16 protein-coding genes are annotated in these 20,132 nt (G+C 67.3%); all 16 read left to right on the forward strand.

What is annotated here, in order from left to right; translation table 11 throughout:
• Nucleotides 1-307: 307 nt before the first annotated feature.
• Nucleotides 308-1,483 carry an efflux RND transporter periplasmic adaptor subunit gene (locus ACE039_RS03080; RefSeq protein ID WP_416025679.1) on the forward strand — a complete coding sequence of 392 codons (1,176 nt, stop codon included), beginning with the start codon at nucleotides 308-310 and terminating at the stop codon, nucleotides 1,481-1,483.
• A gap of 14 nt (nucleotides 1,484-1,497) precedes the next feature.
• Nucleotides 1,498-4,677 (forward strand): efflux RND transporter permease subunit, encoded by a 3,180-nt coding sequence (locus tag ACE039_RS03085; protein WP_485821660.1) that lies wholly within the window; start codon nucleotides 1,498-1,500, stop codon nucleotides 4,675-4,677.
• On the forward strand, nucleotides 4,677-6,167 hold the full coding sequence (gene adeC / locus ACE039_RS03090; protein ID WP_485811721.1) for an AdeC/AdeK/OprM family multidrug efflux complex outer membrane factor: 1,491 nt from the start codon (nucleotides 4,677-4,679) through the stop codon (nucleotides 6,165-6,167). The genes ACE039_RS03085 and adeC overlap by 1 nt, the downstream gene beginning before the upstream one ends.
• 163 nt (nucleotides 6,168-6,330) lie before the next feature.
• On the forward strand, nucleotides 6,331-7,128 hold the full coding sequence (locus ACE039_RS03095) for a GntR family transcriptional regulator (RefSeq protein ID WP_485821661.1): 798 nt from the start codon (nucleotides 6,331-6,333) through the stop codon (nucleotides 7,126-7,128).
• Between the two features lie 18 nt (nucleotides 7,129-7,146).
• Nucleotides 7,147-8,352, forward strand: a complete 1,206-nt coding sequence (locus ACE039_RS03100; protein ID WP_485821662.1) for an ABC transporter substrate-binding protein — start codon at nucleotides 7,147-7,149, stop codon at nucleotides 8,350-8,352.
• A gap of 9 nt (nucleotides 8,353-8,361) precedes the next feature.
• The gene (locus ACE039_RS03105) at nucleotides 8,362-9,234 is read left to right on the forward strand and encodes a branched-chain amino acid ABC transporter permease (protein WP_105559828.1); all 873 of its coding nucleotides are present in this window, start codon (nucleotides 8,362-8,364) and stop codon (nucleotides 9,232-9,234) included.
• A 2-nt stretch (nucleotides 9,235-9,236) separates the two neighbouring features.
• Nucleotides 9,237-10,205 carry a branched-chain amino acid ABC transporter permease gene (locus tag ACE039_RS03110; RefSeq protein WP_485821663.1) on the forward strand — a complete coding sequence of 323 codons (969 nt, stop codon included), beginning with the start codon at nucleotides 9,237-9,239 and terminating at the stop codon, nucleotides 10,203-10,205.
• The gene (locus ACE039_RS03115) at nucleotides 10,198-10,953 is read left to right on the forward strand and encodes an ABC transporter ATP-binding protein (RefSeq protein ID WP_448712424.1); all 756 of its coding nucleotides are present in this window, start codon (nucleotides 10,198-10,200) and stop codon (nucleotides 10,951-10,953) included. The genes ACE039_RS03110 and ACE039_RS03115 overlap by 8 nt, the downstream gene beginning before the upstream one ends.
• Nucleotides 10,950-11,660, forward strand: coding sequence for an ABC transporter ATP-binding protein (locus ACE039_RS03120; protein ID WP_485821664.1), 711 nt, complete (start codon nucleotides 10,950-10,952; stop codon nucleotides 11,658-11,660). The genes ACE039_RS03115 and ACE039_RS03120 overlap by 4 nt, the downstream gene beginning before the upstream one ends.
• 2 nt (nucleotides 11,661-11,662) lie before the next feature.
• Nucleotides 11,663-12,931 carry a 3-isopropylmalate dehydratase large subunit gene (locus ACE039_RS03125; RefSeq protein WP_105559832.1) on the forward strand — a complete coding sequence of 423 codons (1,269 nt, stop codon included), beginning with the start codon at nucleotides 11,663-11,665 and terminating at the stop codon, nucleotides 12,929-12,931.
• Nucleotides 12,928-13,431: a LeuD/DmdB family oxidoreductase small subunit gene (locus ACE039_RS03130; RefSeq protein ID WP_448712422.1), complete on the forward strand. Its 504-nt coding sequence runs from the start codon at nucleotides 12,928-12,930 to the stop codon at nucleotides 13,429-13,431. The genes ACE039_RS03125 and ACE039_RS03130 overlap by 4 nt, the downstream gene beginning before the upstream one ends.
• A 10-nt stretch (nucleotides 13,432-13,441) precedes the next feature.
• Nucleotides 13,442-15,112, forward strand: a complete 1,671-nt coding sequence (locus ACE039_RS03135; protein ID WP_485821665.1) for a hydantoinase B/oxoprolinase family protein — start codon at nucleotides 13,442-13,444, stop codon at nucleotides 15,110-15,112.
• The gene (locus ACE039_RS03140; protein WP_485821666.1) at nucleotides 15,109-17,175 is read left to right on the forward strand and encodes a hydantoinase/oxoprolinase family protein; all 2,067 of its coding nucleotides are present in this window, start codon (nucleotides 15,109-15,111) and stop codon (nucleotides 17,173-17,175) included. Before ACE039_RS03135 ends, ACE039_RS03140 begins: the two co-directional genes overlap by 4 nt.
• A gap of 9 nt (nucleotides 17,176-17,184) precedes the next feature.
• Complete coding sequence (locus ACE039_RS03145; protein ID WP_448712415.1) at nucleotides 17,185-17,793, forward strand: cysteine hydrolase family protein; 609 nt, start codon at nucleotides 17,185-17,187, stop codon at nucleotides 17,791-17,793.
• Nucleotides 17,790-19,184: an FAD-dependent oxidoreductase gene (locus ACE039_RS03150; protein ID WP_485821667.1), complete on the forward strand. Its 1,395-nt coding sequence runs from the start codon at nucleotides 17,790-17,792 to the stop codon at nucleotides 19,182-19,184. Before ACE039_RS03145 ends, ACE039_RS03150 begins: the two co-directional genes overlap by 4 nt.
• 8 nt (nucleotides 19,185-19,192) lie before the next feature.
• Nucleotides 19,193-20,053 carry an isocitrate lyase/PEP mutase family protein gene (locus ACE039_RS03155; protein ID WP_485821668.1) on the forward strand — a complete coding sequence of 287 codons (861 nt, stop codon included), beginning with the start codon at nucleotides 19,193-19,195 and terminating at the stop codon, nucleotides 20,051-20,053.
• Nucleotides 20,054-20,132 lie beyond the last annotated feature (79 nt).

The following is a 20,132-nucleotide window of genomic DNA, read 5'->3' on the forward strand; positions in this document are numbered from 1 at the left end:
CATAGGCCGGCGATAAATAATTGTCCCATAAATGGAATGATGTTTTCTTAATGTGCCCCTTTGTTTCCAGGGCGGGATAACGCAGAATGCGAGTTCTGCAATGCAGCAATGCGACTAAGCCCACCCTGCGTGTTCAACGCGAATCCACCCAGTTGATGCACTGCCTTGCCAGTTCGGGCGCGGCGGCGGCTTTTTGCCGCTTGGCCTTCCCGGGGCAAAAGCCCTTTAGGGCAGCAAGCCCGCGAAAGCGAGTGCAGCGTGGGGTCTCATATTTTTTGGAATGCAATCTATGAACAAGAAAAGCGCTATGTGGCGCGGCGCGGCGATCGTCACGCTGACGGCATCGGCTCTCACCCTGGCCGCTTGCGGCAAAAAGCAGGACGCGCCGCAGGCGGGCAAGCCGCAAGTCTCGGTCGTGACCCTGACCACGCAGCCCGTTTCCCTGACGACGGAATTGCCGGGCCGCACCTCCGCATTCCGGGTTGCCGAAGTCCGGCCCCAGGTCAACGGCATCGTCCAGAAACGCCTGTTCACCGAAGGCGGTGAGGTCAAGGCGGGCGAACAGCTCTATCAAATCGATCCCGCGCTCTACCAGGCCAGCGTCGATAGCCAGAAGGCCGCCCTGGCCCGCGCCCAGGCGCAGCAGAAGACGGCCGCCTTGCTGGCCGAACGTTACAAACCGCTGGTGGCCACCCGCGCCGTCAGCCAGCAGACTTATGACAACGCCGTCGCGTCGCGCGACCAGGCCGCCGCCGACGTGATGTCGGCCAAGGCCGCGTTGGACACGGCCCGCATCAACCTGGTCTACACCAAGGTGCTGTCGCCCATCGACGGCATCATCGGCCGGTCCTCGGTGACCGAAGGCGCGCTGGTCACGGCCAACCAGACCGGCGCGTTGGCTGCAGTGCAGCAAATCGACCCGATCTACGTCGACGTGACCCAATCCAGCGTTCAGTTGCTGCGTTTGCAGGACGCGCTGGCCAGCGGCCAATTGAAGAAGGCCGACGGCGAGCAGGCCGCGCTGGTCACGCTGACGCTGGAAGACGGTTCGCAATACAAGCAGACCGGCAAGCTCCAGTTCTCGGAAGTGACCGTGGACCAGGGCACCGGTTCGATCACGCTGCGCGCGGTGTTCCCGAACCCCGACCGCCGCCTGTTGCCCGGTATGTTCGTGCGCGCCCGCCTGGCTGACGGCGTGGCCGCCGATGGCCTGCTGGTGCCGCAACGCGGCGTGACCCGCAACCAGCGCGGTCTGCCGACGGCGCTGGTGGTCAACGCCAAGAACCAGGTTGAATTGCGTGAATTGAAGACCGACCGCGCCATTGGCGACAAGTGGCTGGTCACCGACGGCCTGGCCGCTGGCGACAAGGTCATCGTGGAAGGTCTGCAGATGGTGCGTCCGGGCGTCGAAGTCGTCGCCACCGAAGCTGGCGCCAACGCGCAGCAGCCGCAGGCGGCGAACGCCGCGCCGGCCAAGCAGTAATCAGGGAGCCATGCATGGCAAAGTTTTTTATCGATAGGCCGGTTTTCGCCTGGGTGATCGCGATCGTGCTGATGATGGCCGGCGCGCTGTCCATCCTGCAATTGCCGGTCTCCCAATACCCCAACATCGCGCCGCCGGCCATCGGCATCGCGGTGACCTACCCGGGCGCTTCCGCGCAGACGGTGCAGGACACCGTGGTGCAGGTGATTGAACAGCAGATGAACGGCTTGGACGGCCTGCAATACATCTCGTCGGAAAGCAATTCCGACGGCAGCATGTCGATCACGCTGACCTTCAAGCAAGGCACCAATCCGGACACCGCGCAGGTGCAGGTGCAGAACAAGCTTGCGCTGGCGCAGCCGCTCTTGCCGCAGGAAGTGCAGCAGCAGGGCATCCGCGTCACCAAGGCCACGAAGAACTTCCTGATCGTGGCGGGCTTCGTGTCCACCGACGGCACGATGACCAAGGACGACCTGGCCGACTACGTCGCGTCGTACGTCCAGGATCCCATCAGCCGCACGCAGGGCGTGGGCGACTTCCAGCTGTTCGGCTCGCAATACGCGATGCGCATCTGGCTGGACCCCGCCAAGCTCGTCAACTACGGGTTGACCACGGTCGACGTGGTCGCGGCGATCAAGGAACAGAACGTGCAGGTGTCGTCCGGCCAGCTGGGCGGCCTGCCGTCCGTGCGCGGGCAGCAGTTGAACGCCACCATCATCGGGCCGTCGCGCCTGGAGAAGGCGGAAGACTTCGGCCGCATTCTGCTCAAGGTCAACGCCGACGGTTCGCAAGTGCGCCTGGGCGATGTCTCGCGCATCGAACTCGGCGGCCAGACCTACGCCATCGACAGCTTCTACAACGGCAAGCCCGCCTCGGGCCTGGCGATCAAGCTGGCCCCGGGCGCCAACGCGCTGGACACGGCGCAGGCGGTGCGGGACACCATCAATAACCTGAAGCCGTACTTCCCGCCGGGCATGGACGTCGTCTACCCGTACGACACGACGCCGTTCGTCAGCCTGTCCATCCATGAAGTGTTCAAGACGTTGGTGGAAGCCATCATCCTGGTCTTCCTGGTGATGTACCTGTTCCTGCAGAATTTCCGCGCCACCATCATTCCCACGCTGGCCGTGCCGGTGGTGTTGCTGGGCACGTTCGGCGTGCTGGCCGCGTTTGGCTATTCCATCAATACCTTGACGATGTTCGGCATGGTGCTTGCCATCGGCCTGCTGGTGGACGATGCCATCGTGGTGGTGGAAAACGTCGAACGGGTGATGGCCGAAGAGGGCTTGACGCCCAAGCAGGCCACCCGCAAGTCCATGGGCCAGATTACCGGCGCGCTGATCGGCATCGCCATGGTGCTGGCCGCCGTGTTCATCCCGATGGCGTTCTTTGGCGGCTCCACGGGCGTGATCTATCGCCAGTTCTCGATCACGATCGTGTCGTCGATGGTGCTGTCGGTGCTGGTGGCCATCGTCTTCACGCCGGCCTTGTGCGCCACCTTGCTCAAGCCCATCCCGAAGGGCCACCACGGCACGAAGAAGGGCTTCTTCGGCTGGTTCAACCGCACGTTCGAGCGCAGCAGCAACGGCTACGCCAATAGCGTCGCGCGCGGGCTCAACCGCACCAAACGCCTGATGGTGGTGTACCTGGCGCTGGTCATCGCCATGGGCTGGCTGTTCACCCGCATCCCGACGGCGTTCCTGCCTGCGGAAGACCAGGGCATCTTGTTCGCCCAGATCCAGACGCCGGCCGGCGCCACCGCGGAGGCCACCAAGGCCGTCATCGACGATGCCACGAAGTATCTGCTGACCGAAGAAAAAGACGCCGTGACATCGGTGTTCGCGGTGAACGGCTTCAACTTCGGCGGCCGGGGCCAGAACGCGTCCATCCTGTTCATCAAGCTGCGCGACTGGGAAGAACGCGGCGACGCCAGCCTGAAGGCCGGCGCCGTGGCGGCGCGCGCCAACGCGCACTTCGGCAAGACCGAGCGCCGCGCGCAACTGTTCGTGGTGCCACCGCCTTCCGTGATGGAGCTTGGCAACGTCACCGGTTTTGACTTCCAGCTGATGGACCGCGCCGGCGTGGGCCATGAAAAGCTGCTTGCCGCGCGCAATCAGTTGCTGGGCGAAGCCGCGAAAAGCCCGGTGCTGGTCGGCGTGCGTCCGAACGGCATCGAAGACGCGCCGCAGTACCAACTGGACATCGACCGCGAAAAAGCGCGGGCGCTGGGCGTGGCCGTGTCGGACATCAACAGCACGCTGGCGACCGCGTGGGGGTCGTCGTACGTCAACGACTTCATCGACCGTGGCCGGGTGAAAAAGGTGTTCGCGCAGGGCGAGGCGTCGTCGCGCATGCTGCCGGAAGACTTGAACAAATGGTATGTGCGCAATAACGCGGGCGACATGGTGCCGTTCTCGGCATTCTCGAAGGCCACGTGGAGCTTCGGCCCGCAGAAGCTGAACCGCTATAACGGCGTGCCGTCCTACAACATCCAGGGTCAGGCGGCGCCGGGTTACAGCTCGGGCGCGGCCATGGAAGAAATGGAAAAGCTGGCGGCCAAACTGCCGGTGGGCGTGGGCTTCGAATGGACGGGGCTGTCGTTCGAAGAGCGCCTGTCGGGCTCGCAGGCGCCGGCGTTGTATGCCATTTCGCTGATCGTGGTGTTCCTGTGCCTGGCGGCGCTGTATGAAAGCTGGTCCATCCCGACGGCCGTCATGCTGGTGGTGCCGCTGGGGATCATCGGGGTGCTGTTGGCGACCTTGATGCGGGGTCTGTCCAACGACGTGTACTTCCAGGTGGGGTTGCTTACCACGGTGGGGCTGGCGGCCAAAAACGCCATCCTGATCGTGGAGTTCGCCAAGGAACACTTCGAGTCCGGCGCCAGCCTGACGGAGTCGGCCATCCACGCCGCGCGCCAGCGCCTGCGCCCCATCCTGATGACGTCGCTGGCGTTCATCCTGGGCGTGACGCCGCTGGCGATCTCGTCGGGCGCGGGCTCCGGCAGCCAGAATGCCATCGGCACGGGCGTGATCGGCGGCATGCTGACGGGCACGTTCCTGGCGATCTTCTTCGTTCCGGCCTTCTTCGTGATCATGCTGCGCGTGTTCAAGGTGAAGCGCATGAGCGAAAACCAAGACAAGCACGACACCAGCGCCAACGGCTCGCAGGAAGTGTCCGCCGAAGGACAACCGTAATGAAATTCCAGATGAGAACTTTATTGTCTGTTTCCCTGGCGGCAGCCCTGGCGGGCTGCTCGCTGGCCCCGACCTACGAACGGCCGGACGCGCCGGTCGACGCCGCCTATCCCACGGGCCCGGCCTACAAGGCCGACGGTTCGCAGGCTGCGCAAGGGATGTCCACGGCGGATATCGGCTGGCGCGATTTCTTCAGCGATCCGCTCTTGCAGCAGCTGATCGAGCTGTCGCTGGCCAACAACCGCGATCTGCGCGTGGCGGCCTTGAACGTCGAAGCGGCGCGGGCGCAGTACCGCATTCAGCGCGCCGACCTGATGCCCAGCGTGGGCATCGCGGGCCAGGAAACGGCCCAGCGTTCGCCAGCGGACCTGTCCGCCAGCGGCCGCGCCACCACCAGCCACAGCTATCAGGTGGGCGCCGCCATGTCGGCCTGGGAGCTGGATCTGTTCGGCCGCATACGCAGCTTGAGCGACAAGGCGCTGGAGTCCTATCTGGCGCTGGACGAAACCCGCACGGCAACCCAACTGACGTTGATCGCCGAGGTGGCCAACGCCTATCTGACGCTGCGTGCCGACCAAGAGCTGCTGAGCCTGACGCGGGACACATTGAAGAGCCAGGAAGACTCCTTCAAGCTCACGCAGCAAAGCTATGACCAGGGCCTGTCCACCGCGCTGGACCTCAGCCAGGCCGAAGTGTCGCTGCGCACGGCCCAGCGCAACCTGTCGCAATACACGCGCCAGGCTGCCCAGGACCGCAATGCGCTGACGCTGCTGGTGGGCCAGCCCATGTCGCCGGAAATCACGGCGGCGCTGGACCAGGCCGTCAAGCTGGACGACGGCATGCTGCCGACCACCTTGCCCGCCGGGTTGCCGTCCGACCTGCTGGCCCGGCGCCCGGACATCCGTGCGGCCGAACACCAGCTGAAGGGCGCCAATGCCAACATCGGCGCGGCGCGCGCGGCGTTCTTCCCGACCATCAGCCTGACGGGCCAGGCGGGTACCGCCAGCGCCAGTCTGGGCGGGCTGTTCGAAGGCGGCTCCGGCGCCTGGAGCTTCGTGCCCCAGATCACGGTGCCGATCTTCGCGGGCGGTTCGCTGTTGGCGGGCCTGGACCTGGCGAAGGTGCAGAAGAACATCCAGGTCGCCCAGTACGAAAAGTCCATCCAGACCGGCTTTCGCGAAGTGGCGGATGCCCTGGCTGGCCGCGGCACGCTGGACGACCAGATCCAGGCGCAGCGCTTGCTGGTTGACGCCAACCAGCGGGCCTACGACGTGTCCGACCAGCGTTTCCGCCAGGGTATCGACGACTACCTGAGCGTGCTGGATTCACAGCGTTCGCTGTACACCTCGCAGCAGGCGCTGGTGGACACGCGCCTGGCCCGGTTGTCCAACCTGGTGACCTTGTACAAGGTGCTGGGCGGCGGCTGGACTGAACGCACGGCCACGTCCGCGCAGGCCGCGCCGGCGGCGGGGTCCGGCGCCGGGTCGTAACCGGCAAGGGGCGGGGGATATGCCCGTCCCCTTGCCGCGGTATCGGGTGCCACAAGGCCGCATTGCGCGGCCTTTTTTTTGGCTCAGTGTTTTCCCGATGGAACAGCCCGCCGCGTCATTTGTTCCGTTGACGGTACATTAGGACACCCCTAGAGTTCCCGACATGGGAACTTCACTACCTTTGCCGAAATACCATCAGATCTACCTTGTGCTGCGTGAGCAGTTGCAAGAGGGCAGGTTCGATCAGGATGGGCTGCCGGGCGAGCACGCGCTGGCCGACCAGTTCGACGTGGCCCGCATCACCATCCGCAAAGCGCTGGAGATGCTGGTGGCCGACGGGCTGGTGTCTCGGCGTCCCGGTCTGGGGACGTGGCCGTTGCGCGCGGCGTCCAGCCCGCAGGCCGCGCCCGCGCCCAACGCGCCGCAGAAGGCGCATCTGACCGGGCTGCTGGAAAACATCGTCAACATGGGCCTGCGTACGTCGGTGCAGGTACTGGACAGCACGCTGGTATCCGCGCCGTTGGCCGTGGCCGAGTCGTTGCGCATCGCGCCCGGCACGCCGGTCCACAAGAGCCTGCGCGTGCGCAGCACCGAGGCCGGGCCGCTTTCCCACATCACGACCTATGTGCCGCAGGCCGTGGCCGACTTCACGCGTGCGGACCTGGAGCGCGAGCCGTTACTGATGCTGCTGGAGGCCGCGGGCGTGGAGTTCGGCGGCGCCACGCAGACGATTTCGGCCAAGCTGGCCGATGCGCAGGTGGCGCGCCATCTGGACGTGTCGGTGGGCTCGGCGCTGCTGGCGGTCACCCGCGTCGTGCGCGACGTGAACGACCGCCCCGTCCAGCTGTTGCAGGGCCTGTACCGGCCCGACCGCTATCAGTACCAATTGCAGCTGTCGCGCGTCGGCAGCATCGACGCCAAGGTCTGGGTCAGCGAAGAGCTGTCGGCCCAATTTCATTGAACCCTTCGGAGATCTCCCATGAATTCGCGCCGCACCTTTCTCTATCGATCCGCCGCCGCGGCAGCCCTGGTATCCGCGCCCTGGGTGGCGCGCGCGCAGGGCGCCACGCCCGTGAAGATCGGCGTGCTGCACCCCGTGACCGGCGCGCTGGCGTATTCGGGCCAGCAATGCCGCCTGGGCGCGCTGCTGGCGATTGAAGACATCAATAAGGCCGGCGGCATCAAGTCGCTGGGCGGCGCGCCGCTGGCGGCCGTGCTGGGCGACGCGCAGTCCCGTCCCGAGGCCGGTTCGGCCGAAGTGGAGAAGATGAACGAGGCGGGGGTGTCGGCCATCGTCGGCGCGTATGCGTCAGCGATCTGCCTGGCCACGACGCAGACCGCCGCCAAGTACAACCTGCCGCATGTGGTGGACGTAGGCGTGGCCGACCAGATCGTGGAGCGCGGCCTGAAGAACACCTTCCGCTTCGGCCCCGGTTACCGCGCCTGCAGCGAACGCGCCATCACCGACCTGGCGGCGTTGAACGACGCCGCCGGCAAGCCGGCCAAGACCGTCATGATCGTGCACGAGGACTCGCTGTTCGGCACCGGCACCGCGGCGCTCCTGTCGAAGTCGTTGCCGCAGCACGGCTTCGAGGTGAAGGACGTGGTGAAGCACCCGAATCCCACCCGCGACTTCAACAATATCGTGCTGCGCATGAAGTCGGTGAATCCGGACATCGTCATCCCCGCCAACTACTACAACGAGTACGCGTTGCTGTTGCGCGCCATGAAGCAGCAGAAGGTGGCGCCCAAGGCCATCTATTCGGTGCTGGGAGGCGCGGCGTCCAGCTACAAGTTCCTGAAGGAATTCCCCGACATCGCCAATGGCATCATCGATTGCAACCATTGGTTCAACCCCAAGGATCCGCGCGTGGCGCCGCTGAAAGCCCGGGTCGAGGAAAAGGGCGCGTACTTCAGCTATGAAGTCTTCATGACCTACGTCTCGATGCAGTTGCTGGCCGATGCCCTTGAGCGCGCCAAGTCCGCCGACCGCGCCGCCATCATCGACGCGCTGGCCGCCAGCACCTTCCAGGACAACCTGATGCCGTATGGGCCGACCCGGTTCGTGAACGGCCAGAACACGGGCGCGCGACCGCTGCTGACGCAGGTGATCGGTGGCGACATCAAGGTGATCGTTCCGGCCGAATACCGCCAGGCCGATGCCATCTTCCCGCTGAAGGCCTGAGCGCTAAGCATGCTGGATCCCGCCATCCTCTTTTCTTCCGTGCTCAACGGCCTGACGACCGGCGCGGTGTATGCGCTGATCGCCCTGGGGCTGACCCTGATCTATGGGGTGCTGCACATCATCAACTTCGCCCACGGCGCCGCGCTGATGGTGGCGCTGTACGCCGTCTACCTGCTGAAAGACCGGCTGGGCATCGATCCCTACGCGGCCTTGCCGTTGGTGGTGGCGGGAATGTTCGCGCTGGGCTACGCGCTGCAACGCTTCGTGATCAACCGCGCCAGCCATGGCAAGGACGAGAACATCCTGCTGGTCACGCTGGGCCTGGCCATCGTGCTGGAGAACCTGGCGCTGGTGTGGTTCAAGTCGGACACGCGCAGCATCGACACGGCCTACACCTTGTCCACCGTGGAGATCGGCCCGGCCATGATCGCGCTGCCCAAGGTCATTGCCTTTTTCGGCGCGCTGGCGGTGGCAGCGGTGCTGCTCTGGATCCTCCGCGGCACTGACCTGGGCCGGGCGATCCGCGCGGTGGCGCGCGAAAAGCAGGGCGCCAGGCTGATGGGCATCGACGTGGAAAAGGTCTATGCGCTGTCGTTTGGCATCGGCATGGCCTGCCTGGGCGCCGCCGCCTGTTTCCTGCTGCCGGCCTATTACGTCAACCCACAGGTGGGCAGCGGCTTCGTGCTGGTGGCGTTCACCATTGTGGTGCTGGGCGGCATGGGCAGCTTCGCGGGCGCGCTGGCGGGCGGGTTGCTGATCGGCGTGGTGGAGTCCATCGGAGGCCTGTTCCTGGGCGATTCGCTGGGCCAGATGGGCATTTTCGCGATCTTCATCGCGGTACTGCTGTTTCGCCCGCAGGGGCTGTTCGGGGCGAGGGGCTGAGCATGAACCGGGATCTTTGCGCAATCGCGCTATTTGGGGTGGCACTGGCCGCCTTCGCGGCATTCGTTCAGTCGGGCGTCTTGCTGACCTTCGTGATGATGTCGCTGTACGCGGCCCTGTTGTCGCAGGCCTGGAATATCCTGGGCGGCTATGGCGGCCAGTTGTCTTTCGGCCATGCGCTGTTCTTCGGCGTGGGCGCCTATGCCCAGGCGCTGGGCCAACTGAACTTGGGGATCAACCCCTGGCTGGCGCTGCCGATGGCCATTGCGTTTGGCGCGCTGGCGGGCCTGGCCGTGGGCGGCCTGACGTTCCGCTACGGACTGAAGGGCTCGTACTTCGCGCTGGTGACGCTGGCGTTCGCCGAGGTGTTCCGCATTCTGGCGTTGTCGGCGTCCTTCACGGGCGGCGGAGTAGGGCTGATGGTGCCGTTGCAGGAAGGGGCGGCCAATATGCAGTTCGCTTCGCGCCGAGGCTATGTCTACCTGCTGCTGGCTATCGTGGTGCTGGCGCTGGCCACCACGGCCTGGTTGCGCCATTCGCGTTTCGGCGCCTACCTGCAGGCGGTGCGCGACAACGAGGACGCCGCGCGCGCCATCGGCGTGAACCCGCTGCGCGTGAAGCTGGGCGGCATCGCGCTGTCGGCGGCATTCATGAGCGCCGCCGGCGCCTTTTACGTGCAGGTATTCCAGTACATCGATCCGGGCATCGCCTTCGGTTCCGCCGTGTCGGTAGAGGCCCTGGTGGGCGCGATCGTGGGGGGCATGGGCACGCTTTGGGGGCCGGTGCTGGGCGCGGTCGTCCTGCATGGGCTGGCCGACCTGACGCGCAACCTGTTCGGCGAACTGCCGGGCATCAGCATGGTGATCTACGGCGTGGTGCTCATCTTGATCGTGATGTTCCTGCCGCGCGGCATCAGCGGCGGCGGCCGCTCGCTGGGCCAGCTGTTCGGCAAGGAGCGCGCCCGTGTCTGAGACGCTACTGCAAGCCCGCAATCTGTCTATCTCCTTCGGCGGCCTGAAGGCGGTCCAGGACGTTGACCTGGACGTGCCGCAAGGCTCGCTGACCGCGCTGGTCGGCCCGAACGGCGCGGGCAAGACCACGCTGTTCGCGCTGTTGTCCGGCTTCCTGAAACCGGGCACGGGTTCGGTGTACTTTGCCGGCCAGGACATCACGGGCCGCGCGCCGCACGAGTCGGCGCGATTGGGCCTGACCCGAACCTTCCAGATCGTGCAGCCCTTTGGCGCCCAGACGGTGCGCCAGAACATTGCGGTGGGCGCGCATTTGCGCCTGCGTGATCGGCGGGCGGCGCTGGCCGCGGCCGAAGAGGTCGCCGCGCGCGTCAACCTGCAAGGGGTGCTGGACAAGCCCGCGGCCGACCTGACCGTGGCGGGGCGCAAACGGCTGGAATTGGCCCGCGCGCTGGCTACGCGACCGCGCCTGCTGTTGCTGGACGAAGTGCTGGCGGGGCTGAACCCTAGCGAGATCGACGAAATGATTCCGGTGGTGAGAAGGCTGGTGGACGATGGCGTCACCGTGTTGATGATCGAACACGTCATGCGCGCGGTGATGAGTTTGGCCGAGCACGTGTGGGTGCTGGCGCAGGGCCGGCTGATTGCGTCGGGCACGCCAGGCGAAGTCACCTGCGACCCCACGGTGGTGGAAGCCTACCTGGGACATGGCGCGGCGGCCCGGCTGGCCGCGCAGGGAGCCGCGGCATGAGCGCGCTGCTGGAAATCACCGGCCTGCGGGCAGGCTACGGGCGCATGGAGGTGTTGCGCGGCGTGGACCTGACGGTGGGCGAGGGCGAGATCGTGGTCCTGTTGGGCAGCAACGGCACCGGCAAATCCACGTTGAACAACACCGTCTCCGGGCTATGCCGGCCCTGGGGCGGATCCGTCCGCTTTGGCGGCGCCGACTTGACGGGGCGTCACTATCGCGAGGTCGTCAAGGCCGGGCTTATCCAGGTGCCCGAAGGGCGGCGCATCTTCCCGAACCTGAGCGTGCGCGAGAACCTGGAGCTGGGTTCGTTCACGCGTGCGCGCGGCAATCGCGCGGCGAACCTGGCCAAGGTGCTGGATATCTTCCCGCGGCTGCGCGAGCGGCTGACGCAGTTGGCCGGCACCATGTCGGGCGGCGAGCAGCAGATGCTGGCGATCGGCCGGGGCCTGATGGCCGAACCCCGGCTGCTGATCCTGGACGAACCGTCGCTTGGGCTGTCGCCGTTGATGGTCGAAGAACTGTTCGGCCTGATCCGGCGGTTGCACGCCGACGGGCTGTCGATCCTGCTGGTCGAGCAAAACGTCGGCCTGTCGTTGGAGACCGGGCAACGCGCCTATGTGCTGGAAAACGGGGCGGTGCGCCACAGCGGATCGTGCGCGGAACTGATGGCCAGCGACGACGTTCGCCGCGCCTACCTGGGGATGTAGCGATGACCCGGCCTCAAACCCTGGCCCAGAAGCTGATCGCCGCCGCTTGCGGGCGATCCGCTGTCGACGAGGGCGAAATCGTCACCTGCGCGGTGGACCTGGCGATGTTCCATGATTCCAGCGGCCCGCGGCGCCTGCAACCCATGCTGGAGGAACTGGGCGCCAAGTTGTGGGACCCTGCCAGGATCGTGCTGGTCATCGACCACTACGTGCCTGAATCCGACGACGAATCGCGCCGCATCGTGCGCATCGCGCGCGATTGGGCGGCGGGGCAGCGGCTGCCCAACGTGTACGACTCGGTCGGCATCTGCCATGTGGTCGTGCCTCAGCATGGCCATATCCGCCCGGGCATGTTCTGCGTGGGCGGGGATTCGCATTCGCCCACGGGCGGTGCATTCGGGGCGTATATGTTCGGCATCGGCAGCACCGAGATGCTGGGGGTGGCCGTCACGGGTCAGATCTGGGTCAAGGTGCCGAAGACGCTGATGATGCGATGGCGCGGACGGCTGGCCGCCGGCGTCACGGCCAAAGACATGATGCTGCACATGATCGGCCGCTACGGCATGAATGGCGGACGCTACCAGGCGGTTGAGTTTTGCGGCGAGGCCGTGCGCGCGCTGTCCATGCAGGAACGCATGACCTTGTCGAACATGAGCGCCGAGCTGGGTTCGCAGGTGGGGCTGATCGCGCCCGACGAGACCACCGCCGCCTATCTGCGCGAGGCGGGCGTGGCGCAGGAGCTGGACCTGGATCGCTGGCGAAGCGATGCGGACGCGGACGCCGAATGGCACGACTTCGACGCCGATTCGCTGGCGCCCCAGGTTGCCGCCCCGCACAGCCCGGCCAATGCGCGCGACGCGGATCAGTATCGCGACGTGCCGGTGCAGGTGGCGTATATCGGCGCCTGCACGGGCGCCAAGCTGGAAGATCTGCGCGCCGCCGCCAGCGTGTTGCGCGGGCGCCGACTGGCGGACGGCATGCGCCTGATGGTGGCGCCGGCCAGCAGCCAGGACCAGCGGCAGGCGGAGCAGGAAGGGGTGATGCAGTGGCTGCGCGAGGCCGGTGCCCAGGTGCTGCCCACGTCTTGCGGCGCCTGCGCAGGCTATGGCGGCTCCATCCCCGACGGCGCCAGCGTCATTTCCACGACCGCGCGCAATTTCAAGGGGCGCATGGGCTCGGAGACTGCGCAGGTCTACCTGGCTTCGCCCTATACCGTGGCGGCCTCGGCGGTGGCCGGGCGCATCGCCGATCCGCGGGAGTTCATGGCATGACGGACCACAACGGGACGCATCGCGTCTGGCGCGTGGGGGCGGACATCGACACCGACGCGCTGGCCCCGGGCGCCTATATGAAATTCGGCATCGACGAAATCGCGCGCCATTGCCTGCAACGGGTCCGGCCGGAATTCGCCGGTCAGGTGCGGCCGGGCGACGTACTGGCGGCCGGGCCGAATTTCGGCATCGGCTCGTCTCGCGAGCAGGCCGCCGCCGCGCTCGTGCACCTGGGCGTGGCCGCGGTGATCGCGCCGTCGTTCAACGGCCTGTACTTCCGAAACGCCTTCAATGTCGGCCTGCTGCTGCTGACCTGCGCGCAAGCGGAAGCGCTGGTCGAAGGAGAGCGCATCGCGTTCGATCCCGCCGCCGGGCGCATCCGCCGCGCGGACGGCGCCGACCCCGCCGACATGCTCTGCGAGGCCGTTCCCCCCTTTCTGATGGACATGGTCAGGGCCGGCGGCCTGCTGAATCTGCTGAAACAGCGTCAAACCTTTTAGGAAGAAGAAAATGCTTGATCCCGTCACCCTGGCGGTCCTGAAGGGCCGCCTGGAACAGATTGCCGATGAGATGGACGCGACGCTGTACCGCAGCGCGTTCAACCCCATCATCGCCGAGGCCCACGACGCCTGCCACGGCATGTACGACGCGGCCACCGGCGCCACCCTGATCCAGGGCAAATCCGGGCTGCCCGTCTTCGTGGGCGCTATGGCGTTCGCCGTCAAGGCGGCGGCGAAGGCGGCCGCCGAGCGCGGCGGCATGGTCGAAGGCGACGTCTGGTTGTTCAACGACCCTTACGAAGGCGGCACGCACGCGAACGACTTCAAACTGGTGCGTCCGGTGTTCCGGGGCGGGCGGCTGTTCTGCTTCCTGGCGTCGGCCGCGCATTGGCACGATGTGGGCGGCGCGGTGCCCGGCAACTACAACCCGGCGGCTACTGAATGCTGGCAGGAAGCCGTGCAGATCCCCCCGGTGCGCATCGTGCGCGCGGGCGTCCTGGACCCGGACGTGCTGGCCATCCTGAAGGCCAACACCCGCTTGCCCGACAGCCTGTGGGGCGACTTGAATGGTCAGTTGGCCGCGCTGGAGCTGGGCGCGGGCCGGCTGGGCGGGCTGCTGGACGAATACGGCGACGCCACCGTGTTGGAATCGCTGGACACCTTGCGCGAACGCGCGCGCCGCTTGATGCGCGACCATATCGCGCGCCTGCCGGACGGAGAGTATGCGTTCGAAGACATGCTGGACAACGACGGCGTGCGCGACGTGGCCCTGCGCATCGCGCTGAAGCTGAAGATCGACGGCGACCGGCTGACGCTGGATTTCAACGGCACCTCGCCCGCCTGCGCCGGTCCGGTCAATATATCCCGCGCCACCGCCATCGCGGCGTGCTACGTGGCGCTGAAGCACCTGTTTCCGGACGTGCCGGCGAATGCGGGCGTGCTTGACGCGGTGGACGTGGTGCTGCCCGACGGCCTGGTCATCTCGGCGGACCGCCCGCGCCCGGTGGGTGGCTACACCGAGACCATTCTGCGCATGATCGACGTTATCTTCTGCGCCATGGCGCAAGCCTCGCCCCAGCGCGCCATGGCGCAGGCCTACGGCACGATCAACGCGCTGTCCATCGCCGGCTACCGCAGCGATGCGGCGCGCAAGGGGCAGCGCTGGGTGATGTTCAGCTTCTTCGGAGGCGGCCATGGCGGACATTCCGATGGCGATGGCTTGAGCCACGGCAATGCGCCCATTTCCACCGCGACCATTCCGCCGCTGGAGATCCTGGAGGCCGCCTATCCGGTGCGCTTCACGCAGTGGGCGCTGCGCCCGGATTCGGCGGGTGACGGCGCCCATCGCGGCGGCCTGGGCGCCATCTACGAAATCGAGCTACTGGAAGACGGCGCCGAGGCATTCATCTTCGGCGAACGGGGGCGTAGCGCGCCCAAGGGCATCGCGGGCGGCGGCGAGGCCGCATTGAACGTCTTCCGTTATCGGCAGGACGGGCAATGGCGCACGCCACCCATGAGTTCCAAGATGCTGGGTATCCAGTTGCAGCGCGGCGACCGCGTGCGACTGGAAACCCCGGGTGGCGGCGGGTATGGCGAACCGGCGGCACGTTCGGCCGCTGCGCGCGAACACGACCGCAAGATGGGCTATGTAGGCGACGACAAGAAGGAGCAGTTGGCATGAGCGCGGCACATGGAGTGAACACCCCGCAGGGATTGGTCGTGGGGGTGGACGTGGGCGGCACGTTCACGGACCTGTTCGTGCTGGACGAGGCAGGCGGCGCCGCGCGCGTGGTCAAGGTGCCGTCGACGCGCGGCGAAGAAGCGCGTGGCTTCATGAACGGCATCGCCCGGGTGGCCGACGGCGCGGGCGCCATCGCCACCATCGTGCACGGCACCACCGTGGGCACCAACGCGTTGCTGGAGCGCAAAGTGGCGCGCACGGGCATCATCACGACGGTCGGGTTCCGCGACGTGCTGGAAATGCGGCGGCGCGACCGGCCCCAGACCTGGGGGCTGCGCGGCAACTACGAGCCGATCGTTCCGCGCGACCGGCGGCTGGAGGTCAGCGAGCGCGTGCTGGCCGACGGCACGGTGCACACGCCCGTGGACCTGGACCAGGTCGAGGCGGCAGCCCGCGCGCTGCTGGCGCAAGGCTGCGAGGCGGTGTGCGTGTTCTTCGTCAACGCCTACGCGAATCCGGTCAACGAGGCGCAGGCGGCGGCGCGCGTGCGCGCCGTCTGGCCCAACGGCAACGTGACGGCGGCGACCGAGGTGTTGCCCGAAATCTGTGAATTCGAGCGCTGCTCGACGGCGGTGCTCAACGCCGCCTTGCAGCCGGTGGTGGGCGGCTATCTGACCCGTCTGGAGTCCGACCTGCGCGAGCACGGCTTCGGAGGCGAACTGCTGGTCGTGCAAAGCAACGGCGGCGTGATGTCCCGGCAGACGGCATGCGACGTGCCGGTGCGCACCGCGCTCTCGGGGCCGGCGGCCGGCGTGATCGCCTGCGCGGCCATCGCGCGAGCCGCCGGCTTTCCCGACGTTGTCACCGGCGACATGGGCGGCACGTCGTTCGACGTATCGCTGGTGGCGGGCGGCGAGGCCTCGCTGTCCGCGCAGACCGTGATCGACTTCGGCATGGTGGTGCGCGCGCCGATGATCCAGATTGAAACCATCGGCGCGGGCGGCGGGTCGATCGCCAGCGTCGATGCGGGAGGCCTGTTGCAGGTCGGTCCCGAATCCGCGGGCAGCAACCCCGGCCCGGCCTGCTATGGCCGCGGCAATACCCGGCCCACCGTCACGGATGCCAACGTGTTGCTGGGCCGCATTCCGGCCGACCGCCCACTGGGCGGCGGGCTGCTGGCCACCATGAACGCGGACCTGGCGCGCGCCGCCATCGACGAGCATGTCGCCAGGCCGCTGGGGCTGGACGTCCATGCGGCGGCCGAGGCGATCCTGACCGTGGCCAACGCCAAGATGGCGGGCGCGATCCGGGTGGTCTCGATCGAACGGGGACACGATCCGCGCAAATTCGCCTACATGCCGTTCGGCGGGGGCGGCGCGTTGCACGTGTGCGCCATGATGAATGAAGTCGACGCGGCCCACGGCATCGTGCCGCGCTACCCGGGCGTGACGTCGGCGCTGGGTTGCGTCATGGCCGATATGCGGCACGACGGCGTGCAGACGTTGAACTCGGCGCTGGACGCGCTGGATACCGACGATCTGCTTGCGCGCATCGACGGCCTGGCGGCCGCTTGCCAGGAACGGCTGGACTCCGCGGGCGTGACCTTTGAAGGCGTCCGTGAAAGCATCGAGCTGGACATGCTGTACGTGGGCCAAAGCCATACCGTGCGCGTGGAAGTCGCGCGCAATGCGCTGACACGCCCGGGTATCGCCGCCGCCTTCGAGGGCGCTTACCGCGCGGCGTTCGGCCGCAGCCTGAACGGCATCGCCGTGCGCATCCTGAATCTGCGCTATGCCCGCATCGGGCAGCGTCCCAAGTTCGATCTGGCGCTGTTGGCGCCGACCTGCCAGGACATGCCGTCCGCGCTGGGCACGCAACGGGTCTTCCACGCCGGCCATTGGCACGAAGCCACGCGGTACGCACGCCTGGACTTGCCCGTGGGGGCTGAGGTGGCGGGCCCCGCCATTCTTGAGCAACCGGACACCACCATCTGGATCGAGCCCGGCTTTGCCGGCCGCGTCGACGCACTGGGCAATCTGTTGATCACCCGTCGGGACGCCTAGGAGACCGCCATGCACCGCTTGGACCCCCGTACGACCGCGTTGCTTGTCATCGACCTGCAAAACGATTTCCTGGCGCCGGGCGGCGCGTATGACCGAGGCGGCGCCGTCAGTCCGCAGGCGCGCGTCCTGCCGGCACGCGTCGCGCCGGTCGCCCGCGCACTCAAGGCGCAAGGCGGCCTTGTCGCCGCCAGCCTGTTCACCTTGTGGCCCGATGCGCAGGGCGAACCCATGATCTCGCCGCATCTGAAGCAGTTACGCCCCTTCCTGGCGAAAGGCGATTTCGCCGCTGGGTCGCACGGCCAGGCCAACGTGGCCGAGCTGGACGGCCTGGTGGACGTGTCGGTCTGGAAGGTGGCGTATTCGGCGTTCTTCAACACGCAGCTGGATTGGGTGCTGCGCCGCGCGGGCGTGTCCGACGTGGTGATCGCCGGCATCGTCACCAACGGCGGCGTGGCAAGCACGGCGCGCGACGCGCATATGCGCGACTATCACGTGACGGTGCTGGCTGACGGCTGCGCCGCGCCCACGCCTGCGATGCACGATGCCGCGCTGGCCGACCTGCGCACGGTGGCGGATATCGTGACGTGCCAGGACTTCCTGGGCAGGCTGGCCCCGTGAGCGCGCCCACCGTCAAACGCGGCGTCCCGGGTGGCGACGTGATGCATGTGCCGGTGCTCATCATCGGGGCCGGCGCGTGCGGGCTGACTGCCGCCCTGCGGTTGGCGGAGGCCGGCATCGAGACCGTCTTGATCGAGCGCGATGCCACGCCCAGCGGATCGTCGGCGCTGTCGTCGGGCTTCATCCCGGCGGCGGGCTCCGCGGTGCAGCGCGAGGCCGGCATCGATGACGACGCGGCACGCTTTGCCGCCGACATCCAGGCCAAGGCCGGCGGGACCGCCGCGCCGCATCTGGTCGCCGCCTACACCGGCGCCGCCGCGGCCGCCATGGACGCGCTGGGGCGCCACGGCCTGGCGTTCCAGGTGCTGGACGGGTTCCTCTACCCCGGCCACTCCGCGCGCCGCATGCACGCCCTGCCGGAACGCACGGGGCAGGCGCTGGTCGCCGCCCTGGAACGCGCCGCGACCGGCGCGGGGGCAACGCTGCTGACGCGGGCGCTGGCGCGCGAGATCTGGGCAACCGAAGACGGCCGCATCACCGCCGTCGGATGCGAGCGGCCCGACGGGTCGGTCGACGTGATTGGCTGCGCAGTGTTGATCCTGGCCTGCAACGGATTTGGCGGCAACGCAGCCATGGTGGCCGAGCATTTGCCCGCCATGCGAGGCGCCGTGTACGGCGGCCACGCCGGCAATGACGGCAGCGCCTTCGAATGGGGCAGGCAATTGGGCGCGCGCGCGGCCGATCTGGGCGGGTACCAGGGGCATGGATCCTGGGCGACGCCGCAGGGGGCGCTTATCTCCTGGGCCGTCATGATGGATGGCGGCGTGCAGATCAACGCCAACGGCCTGCGTTTTCATGACGAGACGCACGGCTATTCCGAAGCCGCGGTCCACGTGCTGGCACAGCCGGGCGGGATCGCCTGGAACGTGTTCGACGACCGCACCCTGGCGCTGGCGCGCGGTTTCCCGGACTTCGTGGCGGCCGAAGCGGGCCAGGCGGTCCGGCACTGCGCGGGATTGCCCGACCTGGCCGCGCTGATCGGCTGCGACGCCGACGCTTTGGGACGGACGCTCCAAGGCGTCCATCCGGATGCCGTGGATCCGCACGGCCGGCGCTTCGGACGCGGTTTGCTGCCGCCGTATCACGCGGTCAAGGTCACCGGCGCACTGTTCCATACGCAAGGCGGCCTGGATATCGATGCGCAATGCCGCGTGCTGGATGCCGATGGCTTCCCGTTGCCCAATCTGCTGGCTGCCGGTGGCGCCGCTCGCGGCGTGTCGGGCAACGACGTGTCCGGCTACCTGTCCGGCAATGGACTGCTCAGCGCGGTGGCGGGTGGACATATCGCCGCGGCAACCGCCGCCGCGCTGCTTGAACGCACGCTTGCATAGGAATATTCATGACACAACCCTTGAAAGCGCAATTGGCTGCTGGCGCCGTGCTGGCGCCCGGCGTCTACGACCCCTTATCGGCGTTGATCGCCGAGCAGGCGGGCTTTGACGCGCTGTACCTGTCGGGCGCCTCGATCGCCTATACACGGCTGGGCCGTTCGGACATCGGGCTGACCACCTATTCCGAGGTCGAGGACACGCTGGCCCGGATCACCGAACGCGTGGTCACCCCGGTCATCGTGGACGCCGACACAGGGTTCGGCAATGCCTTGAACACGCAGCGAACGGTGCGGGGCTTTGAACGCGCGGGCGCCGCGATGATCCAGTTGGAAGACCAGACGTTTCCGAAGCGCTGCGGCCACCTGGACGGCAAGACCGTGATCCCGGCTGCGGAGATGTGCGGAAAGCTGCGCGCGGCGGTGGACGCGCGGACCAGCGCCTCCACATTGATACTGGCGCGTACCGACGCGTTGGCCGTTGAGGGGCTGGACGCCGCGCTGGACCGGGCCGAATCCTATCTGGAAGCGGGCGCCGACGCATTGTTCATCGAAGCGCTGCGCACACCCGAGCAGATGCAGGCCGCGTGTGCGCGCTTCGCCGCCCGGGTGCCGCTGCTGGCGAACATGGTGGAAGGCGGAAAGACGCCCGTGCAGGGCGCCGACGCATTGACCGCGCTGGGTTTTCGCATCGTGATATTTCCCGGTGGCACGGCGCGCGCCGTGGCACATGCCTTGCAGGGCTATTACAGCAGCCTGCACCGCCACGGCACGACGCTGCCGTGGAAAGAGCGCATGCTGGATTTCGACGGACTGAACGTCGTGATCGGCACGCCAGCGCTGCTGGAGCGCGGCAAGCGGTACGAGGGGTAGGAACGCAGACGCCCGCCAAGCTGAACGCGTTGCCTGCGGGACGCCTGTGGCATCAACGAAAACGGGGCCGGTCTTTCGA

This window comes from Achromobacter maghribensis, from assembly GCF_057334215.1.